Source organism: Saccharopolyspora hirsuta (genome assembly GCF_008630535.1).
Taxonomy (GTDB): domain Bacteria; phylum Actinomycetota; class Actinomycetes; order Mycobacteriales; family Pseudonocardiaceae; genus Saccharopolyspora; species Saccharopolyspora hirsuta.
Window position 1 is genome coordinate 404,623 of sequence record NZ_VWPH01000002.1, and the last position, 18,358, is coordinate 422,980.

General features: G+C 72.7%; 13 protein-coding genes. 9 read left to right on the top strand and 4 right to left on the bottom strand.

Translation table 11 applies throughout. The annotated features are described in order from the left end of the window. Positions 1 to 21 precede the first annotated feature (21 nt). Complete coding sequence (locus tag F1721_RS04985; RefSeq protein WP_150065328.1) at positions 22 to 2,346, top strand: hypothetical protein; 2,325 nt, start codon at positions 22 to 24, stop codon at positions 2,344 to 2,346. Between the two features lie 52 nt (positions 2,347 to 2,398). Here F1721_RS04985 and F1721_RS04990 read toward each other — a convergent pair whose 3' ends face one another. Together F1721_RS04990 and F1721_RS04995 are read right to left on the bottom strand one after the other, a co-directional pair. Next, positions 2,399 to 2,692, bottom strand: coding sequence for an MGMT family protein (locus F1721_RS04990; protein WP_150065329.1), 294 nt, complete (start codon positions 2,690 to 2,692; stop codon positions 2,399 to 2,401). A 183-nt stretch (positions 2,693 to 2,875) separates the two neighbouring features. Next, positions 2,876 to 3,862: a chitinase gene (locus F1721_RS04995; protein WP_150065330.1), complete on the bottom strand. Its 987-nt coding sequence runs from the start codon at positions 3,860 to 3,862 to the stop codon at positions 2,876 to 2,878. A 338-nt stretch (positions 3,863 to 4,200) separates the two neighbouring features. Between F1721_RS04995 and F1721_RS05000 the strand changes: the two genes are divergently transcribed. From F1721_RS05000 to F1721_RS05010, 3 genes are all read left to right on the top strand, one after another. Next, the gene (locus tag F1721_RS05000) at positions 4,201 to 7,371 is read left to right on the top strand and encodes an ATP-dependent helicase (RefSeq protein ID WP_246154259.1); all 3,171 of its coding nucleotides are present in this window, start codon (positions 4,201 to 4,203) and stop codon (positions 7,369 to 7,371) included. A 349-nt stretch (positions 7,372 to 7,720) separates the two neighbouring features. Continuing rightward, positions 7,721 to 10,978 carry an ATP-dependent helicase gene (locus F1721_RS05005; protein ID WP_150065332.1) on the top strand — a complete coding sequence of 1,086 codons (3,258 nt, stop codon included), beginning with the start codon at positions 7,721 to 7,723 and terminating at the stop codon, positions 10,976 to 10,978. 73 nt (positions 10,979 to 11,051) lie between these two features. After that, positions 11,052 to 11,660, top strand: coding sequence for a hypothetical protein (locus tag F1721_RS05010; protein WP_170301354.1), 609 nt, complete (start codon positions 11,052 to 11,054; stop codon positions 11,658 to 11,660). Positions 11,661 to 11,992: 332 nt separating this feature from the next. Here the strand turns inward: F1721_RS05010 and F1721_RS05015 are convergent, their stop codons facing one another. Further along, a complete protein-coding gene (locus F1721_RS05015) occupies positions 11,993 to 12,520 on the bottom strand; it encodes a hypothetical protein (RefSeq protein WP_150065334.1) in 528 nt (175 codons plus the stop codon). Between the two features lie 268 nt (positions 12,521 to 12,788). On the opposite strand from F1721_RS05015, the gene F1721_RS05020 reads away from it, so the two are divergent. Both F1721_RS05020 and F1721_RS05025 read left to right on the top strand, forming a co-directional pair. Then, positions 12,789 to 13,781, top strand: a complete 993-nt coding sequence (locus tag F1721_RS05020) for a potassium channel family protein (RefSeq protein ID WP_246154314.1) — start codon at positions 12,789 to 12,791, stop codon at positions 13,779 to 13,781. A 70-nt stretch (positions 13,782 to 13,851) separates the two neighbouring features. Continuing rightward, positions 13,852 to 14,280 carry a hypothetical protein gene (locus F1721_RS05025; RefSeq protein ID WP_150065335.1) on the top strand — a complete coding sequence of 143 codons (429 nt, stop codon included), beginning with the start codon at positions 13,852 to 13,854 and terminating at the stop codon, positions 14,278 to 14,280. Position 14,281: 1 nt separating this feature from the next. Here the strand turns inward: F1721_RS05025 and F1721_RS05030 are convergent, their stop codons facing one another. Next, the gene (locus F1721_RS05030; protein ID WP_246154261.1) at positions 14,282 to 15,469 is read right to left on the bottom strand and encodes a neutral zinc metallopeptidase; all 1,188 of its coding nucleotides are present in this window, start codon (positions 15,467 to 15,469) and stop codon (positions 14,282 to 14,284) included. Between the two features lie 144 nt (positions 15,470 to 15,613). Between F1721_RS05030 and F1721_RS05035 the strand changes: the two genes are divergently transcribed. From F1721_RS05035 to F1721_RS05045, 3 genes are all read left to right on the top strand, one after another. Further along, positions 15,614 to 17,236, top strand: a complete 1,623-nt coding sequence (locus tag F1721_RS05035) for a DUF2207 domain-containing protein (RefSeq protein WP_150065336.1) — start codon at positions 15,614 to 15,616, stop codon at positions 17,234 to 17,236. A gap of 164 nt (positions 17,237 to 17,400) precedes the next feature. Next, entirely contained in the window at positions 17,401 to 17,814 is a 414-nt protein-coding gene (locus F1721_RS05040; protein WP_150065337.1) for a hypothetical protein, read from the top strand. After that, positions 17,811 to 18,350 (top strand): DUF3558 family protein, encoded by a 540-nt coding sequence (locus F1721_RS05045; RefSeq protein ID WP_246154262.1) that lies wholly within the window; start codon positions 17,811 to 17,813, stop codon positions 18,348 to 18,350. The genes F1721_RS05040 and F1721_RS05045 overlap by 4 nt, the downstream gene beginning before the upstream one ends. Positions 18,351 to 18,358: the final 8 nt, after the last annotated feature.

The window sequence follows — 18,358 nt, forward strand, 5'->3', positions numbered from 1 at the left end:
TCTTCAACCTGGGGGCGAGTCATGTCGGGGCATAGGGAGCAGAGCGGCGCGCCGCCGTACGCGGTGGCCCAGTGGGCGGCGGCCGTGGCGGCGGTGCGGTCGGCCGCGGACGCCGACGGTGCGGCGAAGGCGCTGGAGAAGGTCCGGCGCTGGGAGGACGTGCTGGCCGGGGTGGCGGACGGGCGGCTGCGGATCGGCTCCCGGACGCCGGTCGCCGACACCCCGCCGTGGGTGACGCTCGAAGTGGCCCACGGCGGCTTCGCCACCGGGCAGTACCTGGCCGAAGCGCCGCTGTCCGCCGACGAGCGGGCCCGGCTGGCCGAGCTGCCGGACGACGTGCCGGGCGAGACCGACCGGGAGCGGCTGAACCTCTGGTACCTCGCGGACGCGGGCCGGGCGGAGCTGCTCGCGGCCCTGCGCGGCGGGAACTACCGCATCGACGTGCCGGAGGAGGCGGCGCTGGCCGTCGCGGCGCTGCTGCTGGAGCGCGGCTTCACCGAGCAGGCGCTGGACCTGGTGGCCGAGGTGCGGCCGCTGATGCACCGGCTGCGCTTCACCCCGCGGTTCGAGCCCGTGCCGCGGCCGACAGGGGTGGCAGTGCGGCTGGAGCCGGTGGGCGAGGTGGCAGCCTCGCTGCGCCGGGTCCGCGTGCCGGAGCAGCTGGCCGCGATGCGCGAGACGCTGGAGGTGTGGAACCCGCTCTACGACCGGCTCGTCGCGCTGTGGTGCAGCACTGTGGACGGTGACCTGCCGCACCTGGACGAGCAGGGGGAGCTGAGCGGCGGGTGGCCGTGCCGGCGGTGGCCGGACGACTGGGCGCACGCGCGCACCCGGTGGCTCGACGACTACGCGCAGGCCTGCCGGGAACGCACCCCGTCCGGGCGGCACGCGCACCCGCGGAGCAACTTCGCCAGGCTGCGCGCCGCGCTGCTGGCCTGTCCGGTGGACAGCACCGCGCTCTCGCCGAGGGAGGTCGGCTGGATCCGCCGGGCGCTCGCCAACACCGTGTCCAGGCACGGTGCTCCGGGGGCGGAGCCGCGTGCTTCGCTCCGCGCGATGCAGGCCCGCTCGATCGCTGCTCCGACCCACGCCGCTGTCGCGGGACTGGTCGCCGCGAGGCTGGACCGCTACCCGGCCGATGGTGGTGTGCCGTCGCTGGAACCGATCACGGCTGCGGTGTCCGAAGAGGACGCTGCGACCGGGGTTCCGGTCGGCACCGCGATCCCGGAGCACCTGGCGGACAAGGTCGCCCGTGCGTGGGAAGCCCCGGTGGACGAGCTGGTGCACCGGGGTGTGATCACCTCGGGCGAGGTGCTCGCTCAGGTGTTGCCGCAGCTCACCGCCAGGTTCGCGGCGGCGGGGCTGGACGACCCGGTGCTGGCGGGGGTGTACGAGCAGACCTACACCGCGTTCCGGCGGCGCCGCAGCCTGCTGCTGCTCGACCTGGAGCAGCAGGTCCGGTTCGACGAGCTCCCGTGGGTCCGCGCGCTCGCGGTCTGCCGGTCGTCGAGCGCGGATCGCGCGGTGGCCGCGCGCCGTTCGCTGGAGCAGGCCGCGCTGCTCGCGATCACCTCGTTCCCGCACGCCCTGCTGCCCAACCCGCTGGTCCGCGAGCTCGGTGCGATGTCCTCGCTGGCCGGGACCCGGCTGCCGCTGGTGGAGGAGGTGGCGGCGGACATCTTCACGGGCACCTTCACCGCGAAGTGGCGGGAAGCCGCGGCGGTGGCCAGCCGGGAGCTGGCGGGCACGGTCTACGCGGCTTACTACGACCTGCCACCGGAGTCGGGGTGGACCGAGGAGCGGCGCTCCAGGTTCAAGTGGGGGCGGAGGACCGCCGACGACTTCGCCGAGCGGTGCGGCCAGCGGTCCGCGGAGGCGGGCAGCGGCGGGAACTTCGTGGCGCGCAACGGTGCGGTGCTGGAGCAGTCCCAGATCCTGACCACGCACAACCTCGCCGTCCTGGTGCACGAGCTGGGGCTGGCGGACCAGGTGCGCGAGCACGCGCCGGACCTGGTCCGGCGGACGTTCGACTGGATCGTCGGACGCCTCGGCCAGCGACCGGACTTCGGGTACCACGCCGCGCTGATCCAGGTGAAGAACGCCGCCTACGCCTGGCGCCAGGCGGTCTTCCTGCTGAGCTTCTGCACCCCGGAGGAGCAGCAGGCGCAGGTGCGCGGGCTGGCGGAGGCGGTGCGCGGGGCCGGTTTGACCCGCTTCGAGCCCGCAGTCGAGGGCTTGGCGCACGTGCTCGGCGGTGGGAGGTTCGACGCGTCCGGCACGGCACCGGGCGGTGGTCGGCGCTTCCTCGGCTGGGCCAGGGGCAAGCACTGGTACTTCGAGGACTAGGCCGCCGGATCCGCTGCCAGCGGGTCCGGCGCCACGTCGGCTGCCGGGAGAGCTACTCCCCGGCGCCCCAGCGGTAGCGGCGCATGTTGATGCGGGCTCCGTCGGCGAGCACGCCTTCGGCGCGCAGCAGTTCCAGCTGGCGGTGCCGGAGGTGGTCGGCGACCGTGCCGTTGGAGCGCAGGACCCGGTGCCACGGCAGATCAGCGCTGTCCTCGGCCATGATGCGCCCCACGATGCGCGCCGAGCGCAGGCCCGCGATCTCGGCCACGTCCCCGTAGGAGAGCACCGATCCGGGCGGGATCGACGCCACGATCGCCCGCACCTGCTCCACGGTCTCGTCGTCCACGCACCGAAGCTACCGCACCCGGACGAAGGCCTCGGCTCCCAGCGACCCTGGCGGGGTGCACGGGGCGAACGGTCCCACCGAGCCGGGAGTTCAGCTGCTCTTGACGGGCAGCGCGGGACCGGAAGATCGCGGGGCGAGCGGTCCGTCCTGCGCGCTGGAAGGACTGTTCGCCCCGCGACGTGCTCAGCCCTGGAACCCGGCGACGATCTTGGTGAACTCCCACGGCTGCTGGTCGATGCCGCTGCAGGAGTCACCGCCGCCGCCACCCTCGCACGGGCGGTCCCGGTTGAGCGACCAGAAGGTGAACCGGCCGAGGCTCTTCTCCTTGGCGTAGTCGGCCATCTTCTGGAAGTCGGCCGGGGTGACGACCTCACCGGTGTCGGTGTTGCCGTTCATCGAGGAGATCCCGGCGTGCGCGTAGGCCTCCTCGTCGGTGTAGCCGAAGGCGCTCTTGAGCTTCTCCTTCAGCGCTTCGGTGGAGGTGATGGTGTCGGCCGCCATGTCCTGCCCGCCGAAGTTGAACGGCATCTGCGTCCACACGTCGACGTTCGCGCCGATCTCCGCGGCCTTGTCGATCAGCCGCTGGCCGTGCTCGTTCGGGCCGCTGATCAGGGTCGGGAAGGTGACCACGGTCTGCAGGCCGGGGTTGGCCTCCTTGACGATCTTCAGCGCCTCCAGGACCCGGTCCTGGACCGCGGGTGTCTCGAACTCGGTGGCCTCGATGTCGATGTCGATGGCCTTCAGCCCGTAGGCGTCGATCAGCTTCTGGTAGGCGGCGGCCAGCGACTGCGCGTCCTGGCAGGCCTCGCCGAGCTTGTTGCCCGCCCAGCCGCCGATGGACGGGACGACGTCACCGCCGTTGGCGCGGACGTCCTCGATCACCGCCTTGTCCGGCCCGTCCAGCGGGCGGGTGCCGTCCCAGGCGGGGTTGCAGGTGCCGTCGGAGAGGATGAACGCCAGCGTGAAGTCCTTGATGCCGGTGGCGCTCATCACCTCGCCCACCGCGGGCGGGTTGCCCCAGCCGTTGTAGAGGTAGGGCGAAGCGGCGACCGGAGCGGCGGCGTCAGCCGGGGCGTCGGCCGCTTCGGCGCTGAGCGCGGGGACGGCGCCGAGGGCCAGCGCTGCCGTCGCCGCGGCACAGGTAAGCAGGCTCTTGCGGACCTTGCTCACGGTTTCCTCCTTCGGGGTCCGTGCGTCTCGGGGGAGTGATTTCGCAGGTCACGGGCGGGGGAGCCCGTGGTGATCCGGAACCTTGCCAGAGAAAAAAATTGGTTTGTACCACCAAAAGGCGGTCTTGAATTCACATTGAGTTGGCGCTAATCGCGCGTGACGATTCGGTGGAAACAGGTGGTGGAAGGCCTTCCCGGGAACACACGCGGGGCGGGTGCCCGGCGGTTCAGGGCCGTCCCGGAATCGGGGACGACAAGGCCCTCACCTGCGGGGAGATCATGTCGGCCGCACCGCGAGCCCTTCGCGACCTTGTCGTTGACGCGTGGTTCCATCGATGGGTGCCTTCCCCGACCGCGCCCGTGCTCGTGCGCCGCGCCGAACCCGCGCGGCGGCGCACCACGTGGGACGAGGCCGGGCAGCGGGCGCTGGCGCACACCTTCGGCTTCTTGCGCGTGCTGGGCGGCCCCGGGACCGGCAAGAGCACCCTCATCGCCGAGCTGGCCGCCGACCGGATCCGCAACCGCGGGGTGTCGCCGGAGAACGTCCTGGTGCTCACCGCGAGCCGCCGCGCGGCGGCCTGGATGCGCACCGAGATCACCCGGCTGCTCACCGGCTCGACGTCCGACCTGCGCACCGCGCCCGAACCGCTGGTGCGGACCGTGCACTCCTACGCCTTCGCGGTGCTGCGGCTGCAGGCGGTGCGCGACGAGCTGCCGCCGCCGCAGCTGCTGAACGGCCCCGACCAGGACGCGCTGGTGCGCGACCTGCTGGCCGGTGACGTGGAGGTCGGGGCCGGTTACTGGCCGGAGCCGCTGCGCCCCGCGCTGACCGTCCCGGGCTTCGCCGAGGAGCTGCGGGACCTGCTGCTGCGCGCCGCGGAGCGCGGTGTCGGCCCGGAGCGGCTGGCGGCGCTCGGCCGCCAGCACGGCCGTCCCGAGTGGGTGGCCGCCGCCAAGTTCGCGCGGCAGTACGAGCAGGTCACGCTGCTGCGCGGTGCCGGTGGTTCGCAGGCTCCCGCGCTGGACGCCGCCGAGCTCGTCGGCTCGGCGCTGCTGGCCTTCGACACCGACCCGGGGCTGCTCGCCGCCGAGCAGGACCGGGTGCGCTACGTGTTCGTCGACGACGCGCAGCACCTCGACCCGCAGCAGTACTGGTTGATCAGGCGGCTCGGCGACACCGCCACCGAGTTCGTGCTGGCCGGTGATCCGGACCAGGCGGTGTACTCGTTCCGCGGCGCCGACCCGCGCTGCTTGCAGGACTCCGATCCGGACGGCGACAGCACCGAGGTGCTGACCGTCGACCACCGGATGTCCAAAGCGGTGCGCGAGGCGGTGCAGCGGCTGGCGAAGTACCTGCCCGGGGCGGGGCCGCAGCGCAAGCTGGTCGAGCCCGAAGCCGACCGCGAGGGATCGGTGCAGGTGCGGTTGCTGGCCACCGAGGCGCAGGAGGCGGCGTGGGTCGCCGACCAGCTGCGCCGGGCGCACCTGCTCGACGAGATCCCGTGGTCGGAGATGGCGGTCGTGGTGCGCTCGACCGGCCTTTCGCTGCCGGTGCTGCGCCGCGCCCTGCTCGCCGCCGGGGTGCCGATCGCGCTCCCGGTCGACGACATCCCGCTCGCGCAGCGGAACGCGGTCCGTCCACTGTTGACACTCCTGCGCTGCGCCGCGCGCCCGCAGGCGCTCGACCCGGACGCCGCCGCCGAGCTGCTGGCCTCGCCGCTCGGCGGCGCGGACCCGCTGGCGCTGCGGCGGCTGCGCCGCGGACTCCGCCGCCTGGAGCTCGCCGCGGGCGGCGGCCGCGGCAGCGGTGAGCTGCTGGTCGAGGTGCTGCAGGACGACGACCGCCTGGCCGCGCTGGAGGACTCCGCCGCCGAACCCGCCCGCCGCGTGGCGGGATTGCTGCGCAAGGCCGCCGACTCGGTCGCCGCCGGGCACAGCGTGGAGGAAACCCTGTGGCGGGTCTGGAAGGCCAGCGGTCTGGAGAAGCGCTGGGTGGCGCAGACCGAACGCCACGGCGTCGTCGGCGCGCAGGCCGACCGCGACCTGGACGCCATCGTGTCGCTGTTCGACGCCGCCGCCCAGTACGTCGACCGGCTGCCCGGCGCCGATGCCGCCGGTTTCGCCGACTACCTGACCAGCCAGCAGATCGCGGGCAGCTCGCTCGCGCCGACCGCGCCCCGCGACAACGCGGTCCAGGTGCTCACCGCGCACGCCGCGAGCGGGCAGGAGTGGGAGGTCGTGGCGATCCCCGGCGTCCAGGAGGGCATCTGGCCGGACCTCCGGTTGCGCGGGTCGCTGCTCGGCGTCGAGCGGCTGGTGGACGTGCTGTCCGGGATGGACTCCGAGCGGGTCTCGGCGACCGCCCCGCTGCTGGCCGAAGAACGTCGGCTGCTGCGCGTCGCGGCCAGCCGGGCGCGGCGGAACCTGCTGGTCAGCGCGGTGCGCGGGGAGGACGACCAGCCGTCGCGGTTCCTGGACGAGCTGGAGGGCGTGGACAGCGACGCCGACGTGGTGGAGCGGCCGATCGCGCGGCCGGAGCGCGGACTGGCGCTGGCCGACCTGGTCGGCGAGCTGCGCCGGGTGGTGTGCGACGCGGAGGCGGTGCCGAAGCGGCGCGAGCGCGCTGCGAAGCAGCTGGCGCGGCTGGCCGCGGCGGGCGTTCCGGGCGCCAGCCCGGACAGCTGGTACGGGCTGCCGGAGAGCTCCACGGATCGGCCGCTGGTGACCGGTGACGAGCCGGTGCGCGTCTCGCCATCCACTGTGGACATCCTGACCAAGTGCCCGCTGCGCTGGCTGGCGGAGCGGCACGGCGGACAGGACACCGCAGAACTCGCCTCGATCACCGGAACCCTGGTGCACGCGCTCGTCCAGGCCGCCGCCGAAGGCGCGAACACCGCGCAGCTGCACAAGGCGCTCGACGACGCTTGGGAATCGGTGGACGCCGGTGCGCCGTGGTTCTCCCGCAAGGAGCGCAAGCGCGTGGAGAGCATGCTCGACGCCTTCGTGAACTGGCTGGTGCAGTCGCGGGCCGAGCTGACCCAGGTCGGCGTGGAGAAGGACCTCGACGTCACGGTGCCCGCGCGCGAGGGCGGCCCGTGGCTGCGGCTGCGCGGACGGGTCGACCGCCTGGAGGTCGACGCCGAGGGCCGACCCGTCGTGGTCGACGTCAAGACCGGGAAGAACCCGGTCAGCAAGGGCGACGCCGAGGAGCACCCGCAGCTCGCGGTCTACCAGCTCGCCGCCGCGCTGGGCGCGTTCGGCGAGCACGACGGTCCGGGCGGGGCCCGGCTGCTCTACGTGGCGAAGTCCGACCGCAAGGGCGCGGCCACCGAGCGCGCCCAGCAGGCGCTGGACGAGGAGCGGATCAAGGTGTGGCTCGACGTGGTGCACAAGGCCGCCGCCGACAGCCTCGGCCCGGCCTACGTGGCCACGGAGAACTCCGACTGCGCCCGCTGCCCGGCGCGCACCAGCTGCCCGGTCCACCCCGCCGGAAGACAGGTCCCCCGGTGACCGAGCAGCAGTCGGGTCGTCCGGTGAGCCCGCTGAGCTGCGCCCACGCCGTCCGACGTCGCGACGGCGGACGGAGCGCATCTCGGGCGGGGAAATCCGCAGTTTCAACTGAAACTGCGATCCGCCGTGGGGGAAGAGCGCGGTTTCAGCTGAAACTGCGGTCGGACTGGCCCAGGTCGACCTGCGGTGGCTCGGGTGGCGAGAGTGCGGTGGGAACTCCACGCCGTCCACGGCCTCTGGTGTGTCGTGCGCTGGAATGCCGGGGGATCGCGAGTTCCATTGAAATCTGCGGTTCGATTTCAACGGAACTCGCGCGGGGGACGGCGCGACGGCGGAAGGAGGGGTGCTGGTGAGCGAGCCGACCGTCAGCCCACATCGGATCGCCCAGGCGCTGGGGCTGCACCCGCCGACGCCGGAGCAGGCCGCGGTCATCGCCGCGCCCGCCGAACCGGCGCTGGTCGTCGCGGGCGCCGGGGCGGGCAAGACCGAGACGATGGCCGCCCGGGTCGTCTGGCTGGTGGCCAACCAGCTGGTCACCCCGGAGCGCATCCTCGGCCTGACCTTCACCCGCAAGGCCGCGCGGCAGCTCGCCGACCGGGTGCGCGCGCGGCTGCGGCGGCTCGCCGGATCGGGCCTGCTCGACGAGGTCGACCCGAGCGGACAGCTGCGCTCCACGGTGCTCACCGAGGAGCCGACGGTGCTCACCTACCACGCCTACGCCGGGCGGATCGTCGGCGAGCACGGGCTGCGCGTGCCGGTCGAACCGGGCGCGCGACTGCTGTCCGAGACGGCGTCGTGGCAGCTCGCGCACCGCGTCGTCGCGACCTGGACCGAAGACCTGGACACCGACAAGGTGCCCGCCACGGTGACCGGGTACGTGCTGTCGCTGGCCGGGGAGCTCGCCGAGCACCTGGTGCGCCCGGACGACCTGCGCGAGCACGCCGAGAAGCTCTGCCAGGTCATCGAGAACGCGCCGCGCGCCAAGGGGCAGCGCGCGAACCTGCCGCAGGACCTGGTGAAGGTCGTCGCCGCGCAGCAGCTGCGGGTCGCGCTGCTGCCGCTGGTCGAGGAGTACGCGCAGAGCAAGCGGCGGGAAGGCGCGATGGACTTCGCCGACCAGATGTCGCTCGCCGCGCTGCTGGCCGCCGAGCACCCCGAGGTGGTCGAGGGCGAACGGGCCCGCTACGGCGCGGTGCTGCTGGACGAGTACCAGGACACCGGGCACGCGCAGCGGGTGCTGCTGCGGTCGCTGTTCGGGCAGGGCGACCCGCTGCCGGTCACGTCGGTGGGCGACCCGGCGCAGGCGATCTACGGCTGGCGCGGCGCGAGCGCGGCGAACCTGCCCCGCTTCACCACCGACTTCCCCCGCGTCGAGAACGGTCGGAAGGTCCCGGCGCGCCGCTACGGGCTGCTGACCAGCTTCCGGAACCCGGAGGAGATCCTGCGGGTCGCCAACGCGGTGTCCGAACCGCTGCGCCGCACCGGGCTCGAGGTGGACGAGCTGCGCGCCAGGGACGGCGCGGAACCCGGTGACATCCGCCTGGCCCTGGCCGGGGACGTGCGCGAGGAGCTCGACTGGGTCGCCGACCAGATCGCCGCGCGCTGGCACGCCGCGGCGGACCTGGGCGACGCGCCGCCGACCACCGCGGTGCTGGTGCGGCGCCGCGCGGACATGGCCGACATCGCAGCGGTGCTGCGCGAACGCGGGCTGCCCGTGGAGGTCGTCGGCCTCGGCGGGCTGCTCGACGAGGCCGAGGTGCGCGACCTGGTCAGCGCCCTGCGCGTGCTGGTCGACCCGCTCGCCGGAACGGCCGCGATGCGGCTGCTCACCGGCTCGCGCTGGCGCATCGGCGCCGCCGACATCGCCGCGCTGTGGGACCGGGCGCGCGAACTCGGCGCGCAGGCCTTCCAGGAACCGGAGTCCGACGATCCGTCCGCAGTCGTCACCGCGGCGCTGCCGGGGGAGAACGCCGAGCAGGCCGGGCTGGTCGACGCCCTCGACGACCCCGGCGACCCAGCGCGCTACTCCGCGGCGGGCTACCAGCGGATCCGCAAGCTCGGCACCGAGCTGGCCAACCTGCGCCGCCGCCTCGACCAGCCGCTGCCGGAGCTGGTCGCCGACGTCGAGCGGACCCTGCTGCTGGACATCGAGAGCATCGCGCGGGCGGTGGGCCCGGGCCGGATCCACCTGGACGCCTTCGCCGACGTGGTGACGAGCTTCGCCCTGACCAGCCCCTCGGCCACCCTGCCGTCGCTGCTGGACTACCTGTCCGCCGCCGAGCGCGCCGAGGACGGGCTGGAGCCGGGTGAGGTCGAGGTCGCCGAGGACCGCGTGCAGGTGCTGACCGTGCACGCGGCGAAGGGCCTGGAGTGGCAGGTGGTGGCCGTTCCGCACCTGGTGAACGAGGTCTTCCCGGGGAAGCGCAAGTCGTCGTCCTGGCTGCGCTCGGTCACCGAGCTGCCCGCCGAGCTGCGCGGCGACGCCGAGGACCTGCCGCAGCTCGACCTCGGCCGGTTGTCCGGGATGGACCGCAAGGAGATCACCGAAGCGCTGGGCGTCCACGACGAGGAGTTCGAGGAGCGGCGCATCGCCGAGGAACGCCGACTGCTCTACGTCGCGGTCACGCGCTCGGAGCGGACGCTGCTGCTCTCCGGGCACTGGTGGGGCGAGAACGGCGACCGGCCGAAGGGGCCGTCGGTGTTCCTCCAGGAGCTGGCGGCGGTGCTGAACGACTCCGGGGTCGGCGTGCTCGACCGCGTGGCGCCGGAACCGGCCGAGGACGACTCGAACCCGCTGGCCGAGGCGGTGCGCAGCGCGGAGTGGCCGGTCGACCCGCTGGGGCCGCGCCGCGCAGCGGTCGCCGAGGGCGCGGAGCTGGTCCGCGCCGCGATGTCCGATGTGGACTCGATCGAGCCGGACGAGGAGGACGAGGACGGCTGGGCCCGCGACGTCGACGTGCTGCTCGCCGAGCGCGCCGCCGCAGCGCAGCGCCGTGAGCAGGTCCGGCTGCCGGAGCACCTGTCGGTGAGCCAGCTCGTCGAACTGGCCGGGGACACCGACGGTCTGGCCCGGCGGCTCCGCCGTCCGCTGCCGTTCCCGCCGAACCCGATGACCCGGCGCGGCACCGCCTTCCACGCCTGGCTGGAGCACCGGTTCACCTCGTCGGCGCTGCTGGACTACGACGAACTCCCCGGCGCGGCCGACGATTCCGCGCCGATGCAGGAGGACCTCGCCGAGCTGCAGCAGGCCTTCCTCGCCGGGGCCTGGGCCGAACGCACCCCGCACCGCGTCGAGGTGCCGTTCGAGACCCAGGTCGAGGGGATCGTCCTGCGCGGCCGGATGGACGCGGTGTTCCGCGATCCCGACGGCGGCTGGACCGTGGTGGACTGGAAGACCGGCGCCGTGCCCGGAGGCGACCAGGTGCCCGCGCTGTCGGTGCAGCTGGCGGCCTACCGGCTGGCGTGGGCGGAGCTGTCCCGCACCCCGCTGGAGAAGGTCCGCGCGGCCTTCCACTACGTCCGCCACGACCACACCCTGCGCCCGGCCGACCTCCTCGACGCCGACGGGATCCGCAACCTCATCACCGCGATCCCCAGAGCGGACTGAGGTTCCGGACGCCGTAACACGTTCGGGTGGCGGAGCTTGAGATGGCGCGGCGCGGCGGAACAGTATGCCCGCGATGAACACGCACTGGAAGCTCAGCGCCCCACCGGAATCCGAAGTGCACGTGGACGCCGACGTGCTCGCGATGCGCGCCCCGCTGGTGCGGGTGCACCGCGACGAAGCCGGTACCTGGTCCTTCGACGGCCCCGGCGAAACCCCGCGCCCGTCGAAGAAGACCCTGCTCAGCGCCGTCGTCGGCGCCTGGCCGCACGTCGCCGCGCTGTCCGACCTGGACACCGGTGCCGCCGCCGTGTGGTCGTGGAAGCAGCACGGCTGGGCCAGCGAGTTCGAGTGCCAGTGCGGCTCCTGCGAGCAGCCGGTGGCCTCGGACATCGACCGCCGCAGCTGGCCCGAGGAGCTGCAGCCGCACACCATCATCAGCGTCGAGCAGACCGCGCTGTCCGGCCAGACCGCGCTGGTCGACATCATCTCCACGCCCGGCGGGATCGCCCTCCTCGGACCGGGCGACCACCGCCGCACCGCGGACCTGATGACCCCGGTCGCCCTGGCCAACGTGATCCGCCGCTGGCCGCACACCATGCAAGCCCTCCGGATGCTCAAGGAGGGCCACGGCATGCGCTGGAACCCGGAGGGCCTCAACTGGCACGAGTACGTGCTGGCCTGATTTCGCGGGACCTACCGGGAGGTCCGGGATCGCCGCTGGGGGATCGGTGGTGATACCGGGGTGGGTTGGTGGGGAGAGGTGCCGTTGGGTGCGGGGTTGCCTTTGGGGGCAAAGCGGTGGGTGGTCGGCTTGGGGTGATGCAATTTCAATCGAAATTGCGTCGTTCTCGACGGAGCCTCCAGCGGCGACGTGGCAATTTCAATCGAGATTGCAGTCGTCACCACCCCTCGGACGGCCGTGGTATCGCGGGGTACGGCACCACTTCTCGGCCGTCGATGGGGTTGCGGAGGTTCGGCACCGCAGGGGTGCTGTGGCGGTCTTCCCGGGTCGCCTCAGGCGTTCTCGGTGAGCTGGGGGAGTTCCAGGAGGCGGGAGTAGAGGACTTCCAGGAGCCAGCGGCCGAAGAGGGACGAGCCGAACTCCGCCGTGCGGTCCTCGGGCGCGATCACCAGCTCCGCCGGGCCCTCGGCCGGTGCGCTGACCGCGCCCACCCCGTAGTAGTCGAGTTCGAGCATGCGCAGCGGGCGGTACGGCTGGTTCGCCGGGATGACCACCGCGCACGGCGCCAGCGTCAGCAGCGTTCCGCAGGCGCGCAGGGCGAAGCGCGGGTGGGCCACCGGGACCAGGGCGCCGAGCAGGTCCACCGCGGGCACCGGCACGTGGTCGTGCGCGGTGGGCTCGGACCAGGAGCGGAACCAGGCGGGGTTGAGCTCGGGCGCCCAACCGTGGTGGCTGCGCCACTGGTGGACGTCCTGGCGGATGCGCACCACCGCGGCGAACTTCGCGCCGAGGACCTCCACGTCCGGGATCAGCTGGCCGTTCCACCCCAGGGCGCGGGCCGCGTGCTGAAGCTGCTGCACTTCTGCATGGTAGAACGCCGACCCCCCGTTCCGGGGACAGGTCTCTTCCGTCCTGCAGGAGAAGTCGTCGACCGGCCCCGGGGTGCCGGGCCACCTCGCGACCGCGCGCGGGGTTACTGTTCTGCGCCGTGAGTGGTCGCGAAGTCGGGGAGCACGGTTCATGATGCGGCACGGTCCCAAGTCGCTGGCGCGCCCCTTGATCGGCGGGCGCGCCGACAAGGAGGAGCTGACCAACCGGCCGGACCACGCCCTGGTCGGCGTGATCCGGATGCCCGGCACCACGATCAGCCCGGTCCGGTCGATCATCCGCCGCATCATCGGCGCCACCCTCGCGCTCGCGGCCACGGTGCTGCTGGTCTACATCGGCCGCGACGGCTACCGGGACAGCGCGGGCGGCGAGCTCAGCCTGCTCGACGTCGTCTACTACGCGACGGTCTCGCTGTCCACCACCGGCTACGGCGACATCACCCCGGTCAGCGACCTCGCGCGGCTGGTGAACGTGCTGGTCATCACCCCGCTGCGGGTGCTGTTCCTGATCGTGCTGGTCGGTACCACACTGGAAGTGCTCACCGAGCGCTCGCGACAGGCGTTCAAGATCCAACGCTGGAGGTCCAAGGTGCGCGACCACGTGGTCGTCATCGGATACGGAACCAAGGGCCGGTCGGCGGTCACCGCACTGCTCGGCGAAGGCGCCGAGCCCGGCCGCATCGTGGTGGTCGACACCAACCACACCGCGCTGGAAGCGGCCTCCGCGCAAGGGCTGGTCACGGTCAACGGTTCCGGCACCCGCTCCGACGTGCTGCGGGTGGCGGGCGTGACGCGGGCGCGGGCCATCGTGGTCGCCCCGGCCCGCGACGACACCGCGGTGCTGGTCACCCTGACCGCGCGGGAGCTGGCGCCCAAGGCGCAGATCGTCGCGGCGGTGCGGGAGGCCGAGAACGTCCACCTGCTGCGGCAGTCCGGGGCGGATTCCGTGGTGGTGTCCAGCGAAACAGCCGGGCGGCTGCTCGGCATGGCGACCTCCACGCCGTCCGTGGTGGAGATGTTCGAGGACCTGCTCACCCCGGACGCCGGGCTGGCGATCGCCGAGCGCGAGGTCGAGGAGCAGGAGGTCGGCGGCTCGCCGCGGCACCTGTCCGACATCGTGCTCGGCGTGGTCCGCGAGGGGCACCTGTACCGGGTGGACGCGCCGGAAGCGGACGCGATCGAGTCCGGCGACCGGCTGCTGTACGTGAAGAAGGTGACCCCCGCCGAACCGTGATTCCGCGTGACGGACGGTGATCCCGCGACGGCCCGCGGTCACCCGCCGGAACCCTGGCAATATCGGTGGCGTGGGTAGGCAACGTGGTTCGGCGTCGGTCGCGCCGATCCTGCTTGTCCTGAGCCTTCTCGGCGTCGTCCTGGTCGGGGCGGCGGTGTGGCCGCTGGTGGCGGCAGCCGATCGGGAGCGCGCGGAGCTGCGCCCGGCGACGGCGACCGTCGTCGAGTCGCGCCCGTGCGGCACCCGGGGCGCGGGCGACCTGGTCGAGGTCGAGATCGCCGGTGAGCTCCGCCGCGCGCCGTTCGACGGGTGCGGGCACAGCCGCGGCCAGCAGCTGCCGGTGCTGGTCCCGGCCGACCCGGCCGGGCAGCTCGTGGTGCGCCCGGCCACCGCGAACTACTCGCAGCTCGACGACCTGGCCGAGCGGGCCAACTGGATCCTGCTCACCCTCGCCGGCGTCGCGGGCGGCGGCTACGCCCTGATGCTCGGCCGCCGCTGAGTCAGCTGACGTCGGAGGGGTTCGCCAGCCAGGTGTTGCACTGGGTGATCTCGTTCTTGTAGAAGCCCTGGTCCACCCAGGCGTTGTTGTTCCTGGTGGTGCCGTGGTCGCGGACGTCGGAGTGCTCGTCGCCGCGACCGCGGGAGTCGTACAGCGCCGGGAAGATGTAGTCGTTGCTGACCCCGCCGTTCTGCAGCGCGGCCAGCGTCATCCCGCCGAAGCAGGTCGCCTGCAGCTCCGAGCGCCGGGTCAGCTCCAGGCCCGCCGGGGTGTCCCGGCCGCCCGCGTCGTAGGCGGCGTCGCCGAAGGCGGTGCTGATCCCGGACATGCCCTGCACCGCGTGGCCGAACTCGTGCGCGAACTGGCCGAGGTACGCGCCCGGCTCGACGAGCTGCTCCTTCTCGGCGTAGTACCGCGCGGTCATGTAGATGGTGTGCGTCCCGGGGCAGTACATCGCGGTCTGGTTCCACTTCCGCGTGCCGCAGGGGGTTTCGAAGTCGCTGCCGCTGGTGACCACGTTCGGCGTGCGCACCGGCAGGTCCGCCTCCTCCAGCAGCGGGGTCCACGCCTGCATCAGGCAGGGCAGCGCGGCCTGGTAGAAGCGGTCCTGCGAGGCGACGTCGGTGCGGAAGGCGGGCAGGTCGCACGGCGTGTTCACGGCGCCGTTGTTCGGGATGTTGATCGGGTGGTCGCCCAGCCTCGCCACCGGCCGGACCTGGTCCTCGGCCTCGTAGCTGCTGGTCTCCGAGGACGTGGTCGTCGAGGAGCTGCTGCTGGTCTCCGAGCTCGTGCTGGAGGTGCTGGAGCTGGTCGTGGTGGTCTCGCTGCTGGTGGGGCTGCTGTCGTAGTCCGAGGCCCGGTCGGAGGTGATCGCGGCGGCGACCGCGCCGATCATGGTGATGCCGAACAGCGTCACGCCGACCAGCACGAGCGCGACGACGACCCCGGCGTTGCCCTTCCGCTTCGGCGGCCGCATCGGCGGCGGTGGCGGACCGCCCGGAGCGGCGCCCTGCGGCGGCATCGGGCGAGCGGCCGGTGGCGGCGCGACCGGCCGGACCCCGGGCGGGGGTAACGGCGGGCGCTGCGGGCCGGGCGGGCGCTGCGGTTGCGGACGGGCCCCGCGAGGTTGCTGCGGCCACGGCTGCTGCGGGGGTTGCGGTCCGTGCGGCGGTCGAGGCGGCTGGGTCATGCGGTCTTCCTCGCGGTGTGTCGAATGTGGACGATCGAGCGGAGTTCAGCGGTCCGCCACCGGGCCGTCAGCTCCCCAACTTCCTCGAATCGATCTCGCCGGTTGCGGACCAGAGAATAACTTCGGGCCGCTATCGTTCGGGCCGTGTTGACCGAACGGGGACTGCTGATCGCGCTGGCCGGGCTGCTGCTGGGCGCGCCGACCGCGGCCGCTGCGCAGGAGGAACCGGTCGACGCGCTGCCCGGCGCGGTGTCCAGCGAGGTGCACCTCAAGCTGGAGCGCGACGGTCTGGTGTCGGTCACCGAGCAGATCGCCGTTCCCCAAGGCCGACCCGTGACGCGCACCATGCCGCTGCGCCAGTCGAGCGGCCCGGGCGAGGACCGGGTGTTCACGGTCGCCGACGCCTCGGTGGACGGCGGCGGTGCCGTGCAGGTCGACGCCGACGAGGTGCGCGTGACCCTGAAACCCGGGGTTTCGACGCTGAAGTACGCGGTGCGCGGCGCCGTCGCGGACGTCGGCGACCTGCAGGAAGTGCGCTGGCAGGTCTCCGGCGGCTGGGACGTTCCGGTGGACCGCGTCGAGGTGTCGCTGCTGTCGCCGAAGGTCCCGCAGGCGATCATGTGCCTGGCCGGTCCGCTGGGCAGCGAGCACCGCTGCGACCAGTTCGAGATCTCCCACACGCAGGAGATGCGGGCGCTGACCTACGGTCTCGAACCCGGCGACCGGATGGACATCACGTTCAAGCTGCCCGCCGGCACGGTCCCGGCGACGGCGGTGACCGACGAGCACTTCAGCCTGGCGAAGGCGTTCTCGCTGACACCCGGGACCGGCGCGGGGCTGGCGGCCATCGGGCTGGTCCTGATCGGCGGCCTCGGCCTGGTCTGGTACGCCCGAGGCCGGGACGTCCGCGCGTTCGGCGAGGACGTGGGCCGGGTCGAGGTGCTGATGAACGACCCGCGCGGCGGCGTCACCTTCGCCTCCCCGGACGGCGTGCTGCCGGGCCAGATCGGCACCGTCGTCGACGAGCGGGTCGACCCGGTCGACGTCACGGCCACCGTGGTCGACCTCGCGGTCCGCAACTACCTCTGGATCGAGGAACTGCCCGACCAGGACTGGCGATTCGTCCGGATCAACCCGGCGGACGACGCGCTGCGACCGTTCGAGCGCGCGGTGTACGACCTGCTGGTCGGCGAGGCGGCGGAGGTCCGCCTGTCCCAGCTGCGCGGCCTGAACCTGGACCGGGTGCGCGACGCGCTGTACGCGGACGTGGTGGACAAGGAGTGGTTCGCCCGCCGCCCGGACGCGGACCGGAACCTGTTCTGGTGGGCCGGGATCGGCGTCGCGATCGGTGGTGCGGCGCTCACCGCCGTGCTGGCGCTGACGAGCTCCGTCGCCCTGCTCGGGCTGGGCGTGGTGCTCGGCGGCATCGCGATGGTGGCCAGCGCCCGCTTGATGCCCGCCCGGACGCGGCGCGGCAGCGCGCTGGTCGTGCAGGTCCGCGGCCTTCGCAGCTACCTCCACGACGTCTCGGCGAACTCGCTGTCCCCGGCCGACCGCGAGACGGTGTTCTCCCGGTCCCTCCCGTACGCGGTCGTGCTGGGCGAAACCGACCGCTGGCTGGCGGAATTCGCCGAACTCGACCCGGCGGCGGACGGAACCCCCGGCCTGTACTGGTACGCGGCCCCCGAAGCAGCGGCGGACCTGCGGAACTTCCGCCGCGCGTTCCCGAACCTGGTGCGGAAGCTGAACGCGGCCCTGAAACCCTGACCCGCGTTGCACCTCGCGGTGGTCCGCGATTGCTCCGTGATCTGCGGCCGAACGGGTGATGCCGAACGGCAACAATGCTGGTGGGAACCGTTCCGACCCGGCGTGCGTCAAGCTAGAGTAACCACACTTCGTGGGGGAGATCGCAGAATCCAGAGGGGTCTGGGATGGCAGACGCAGACAGCGCGGGTTTCGCCGCGGCCAGGGAAGGGCTGAAGGCGGTAAGCGGGCAGACGCAGTGGATCAACCAGCAGGTCGGTGCGGGAAAGCTGTCGCTGGACCCCAAGGTCGCGGAGGACGCCGCCAAGCGGGTCGACGAGGAGATCGACAAGCTGGAAGACCTGTACAAGAAGGCCTACGCGCTGCAACGCGTCAAGGGGCTCGGCGACTACCCCGACGGTCAGCAGCTGGCGCAGCGGTTCCAGGACAAGGCGACCGACGGGGAAGCGGGTGCGCTGCCGCTGATCCGACTTCTCCAGGAAGAGCTGAAGAAGCAGGCGCAGGCGTTTCGCGACGCGGCCAAGGACTACCGTGCCACCGACGAACAGAACGCTGACGATCTGAGGCGAGGTATTCAGTGAAGAAGCTTGTCCGGTCCGCCGTTGTCCTGACCGCTGGTGTCGCGCTCGCCGGACTGTCCGCGTGCGGCGGCGGTGGCGGATCGACCGGGGAGACGGGCTCCCCGGAGCCGACCGGGCAGACCGGCGGCGTCGCCCTGGAGAAGTTCGACCCCTGCACGTTCTTCAAGCCCGACGAGCTGAAGTCGTTCGGGCTCCAGGAGCAGGGGGAGGAGTTCACGCCGGTGAGCTTCGAGCCCGGGTGCACCTGGAAGGGCGAGCAGATGTCGCTCACCTTCCAGAAGAACGTCGAGGAAACCGTGGCCTCCTACGAGAAGAACGGCAACTGGGAGCGCTACGACAAGCAGTCCGTGGGCGGGCGCTCCGGTGTCGTGGCGAACGTTCCGGGCGGTGGCGCCACGGGTGGCTGCAACGTGCTCGTCGACGCCGGTGGCGGCGTCGTGATCTACGGGGTTTCCGGTCGGCTCGCCGACTCGGTGGACGCCTGCGCGGAAGCGGAGAAGATCGCCAACGCGACCGCTTCGCGGTTGCCGGAATGACTGAGGGG

What these genes read in the sequence shown, in the direction of transcription:
- F1721_RS05010 (WP_170301354.1), top strand. Translation starts at nt 11,052, where the DNA reads ATGAACACGCACTGGAAGCTCAGCGCCCCACCGGAATCCGAAGTGCAC.
- F1721_RS05020 (WP_246154314.1), top strand. Translation starts at nt 12,789, where the DNA reads ATGCCCGGCACCACGATCAGCCCGGTCCGGTCGATCATCCGCCGCATC.
- F1721_RS04985 (WP_150065328.1), top strand. Translation starts at nt 22, where the DNA reads ATGTCGGGGCATAGGGAGCAGAGCGGCGCGCCGCCGTACGCGGTGGCC.
- F1721_RS05040 (WP_150065337.1), top strand. Translation starts at nt 17,401, where the DNA reads ATGGCAGACGCAGACAGCGCGGGTTTCGCCGCGGCCAGGGAAGGGCTG.
- F1721_RS05030 (WP_246154261.1), bottom strand. Translation starts at nt 15,469, where the DNA reads ATGACCCAGCCGCCTCGACCGCCGCACGGACCGCAACCCCCGCAGCAG.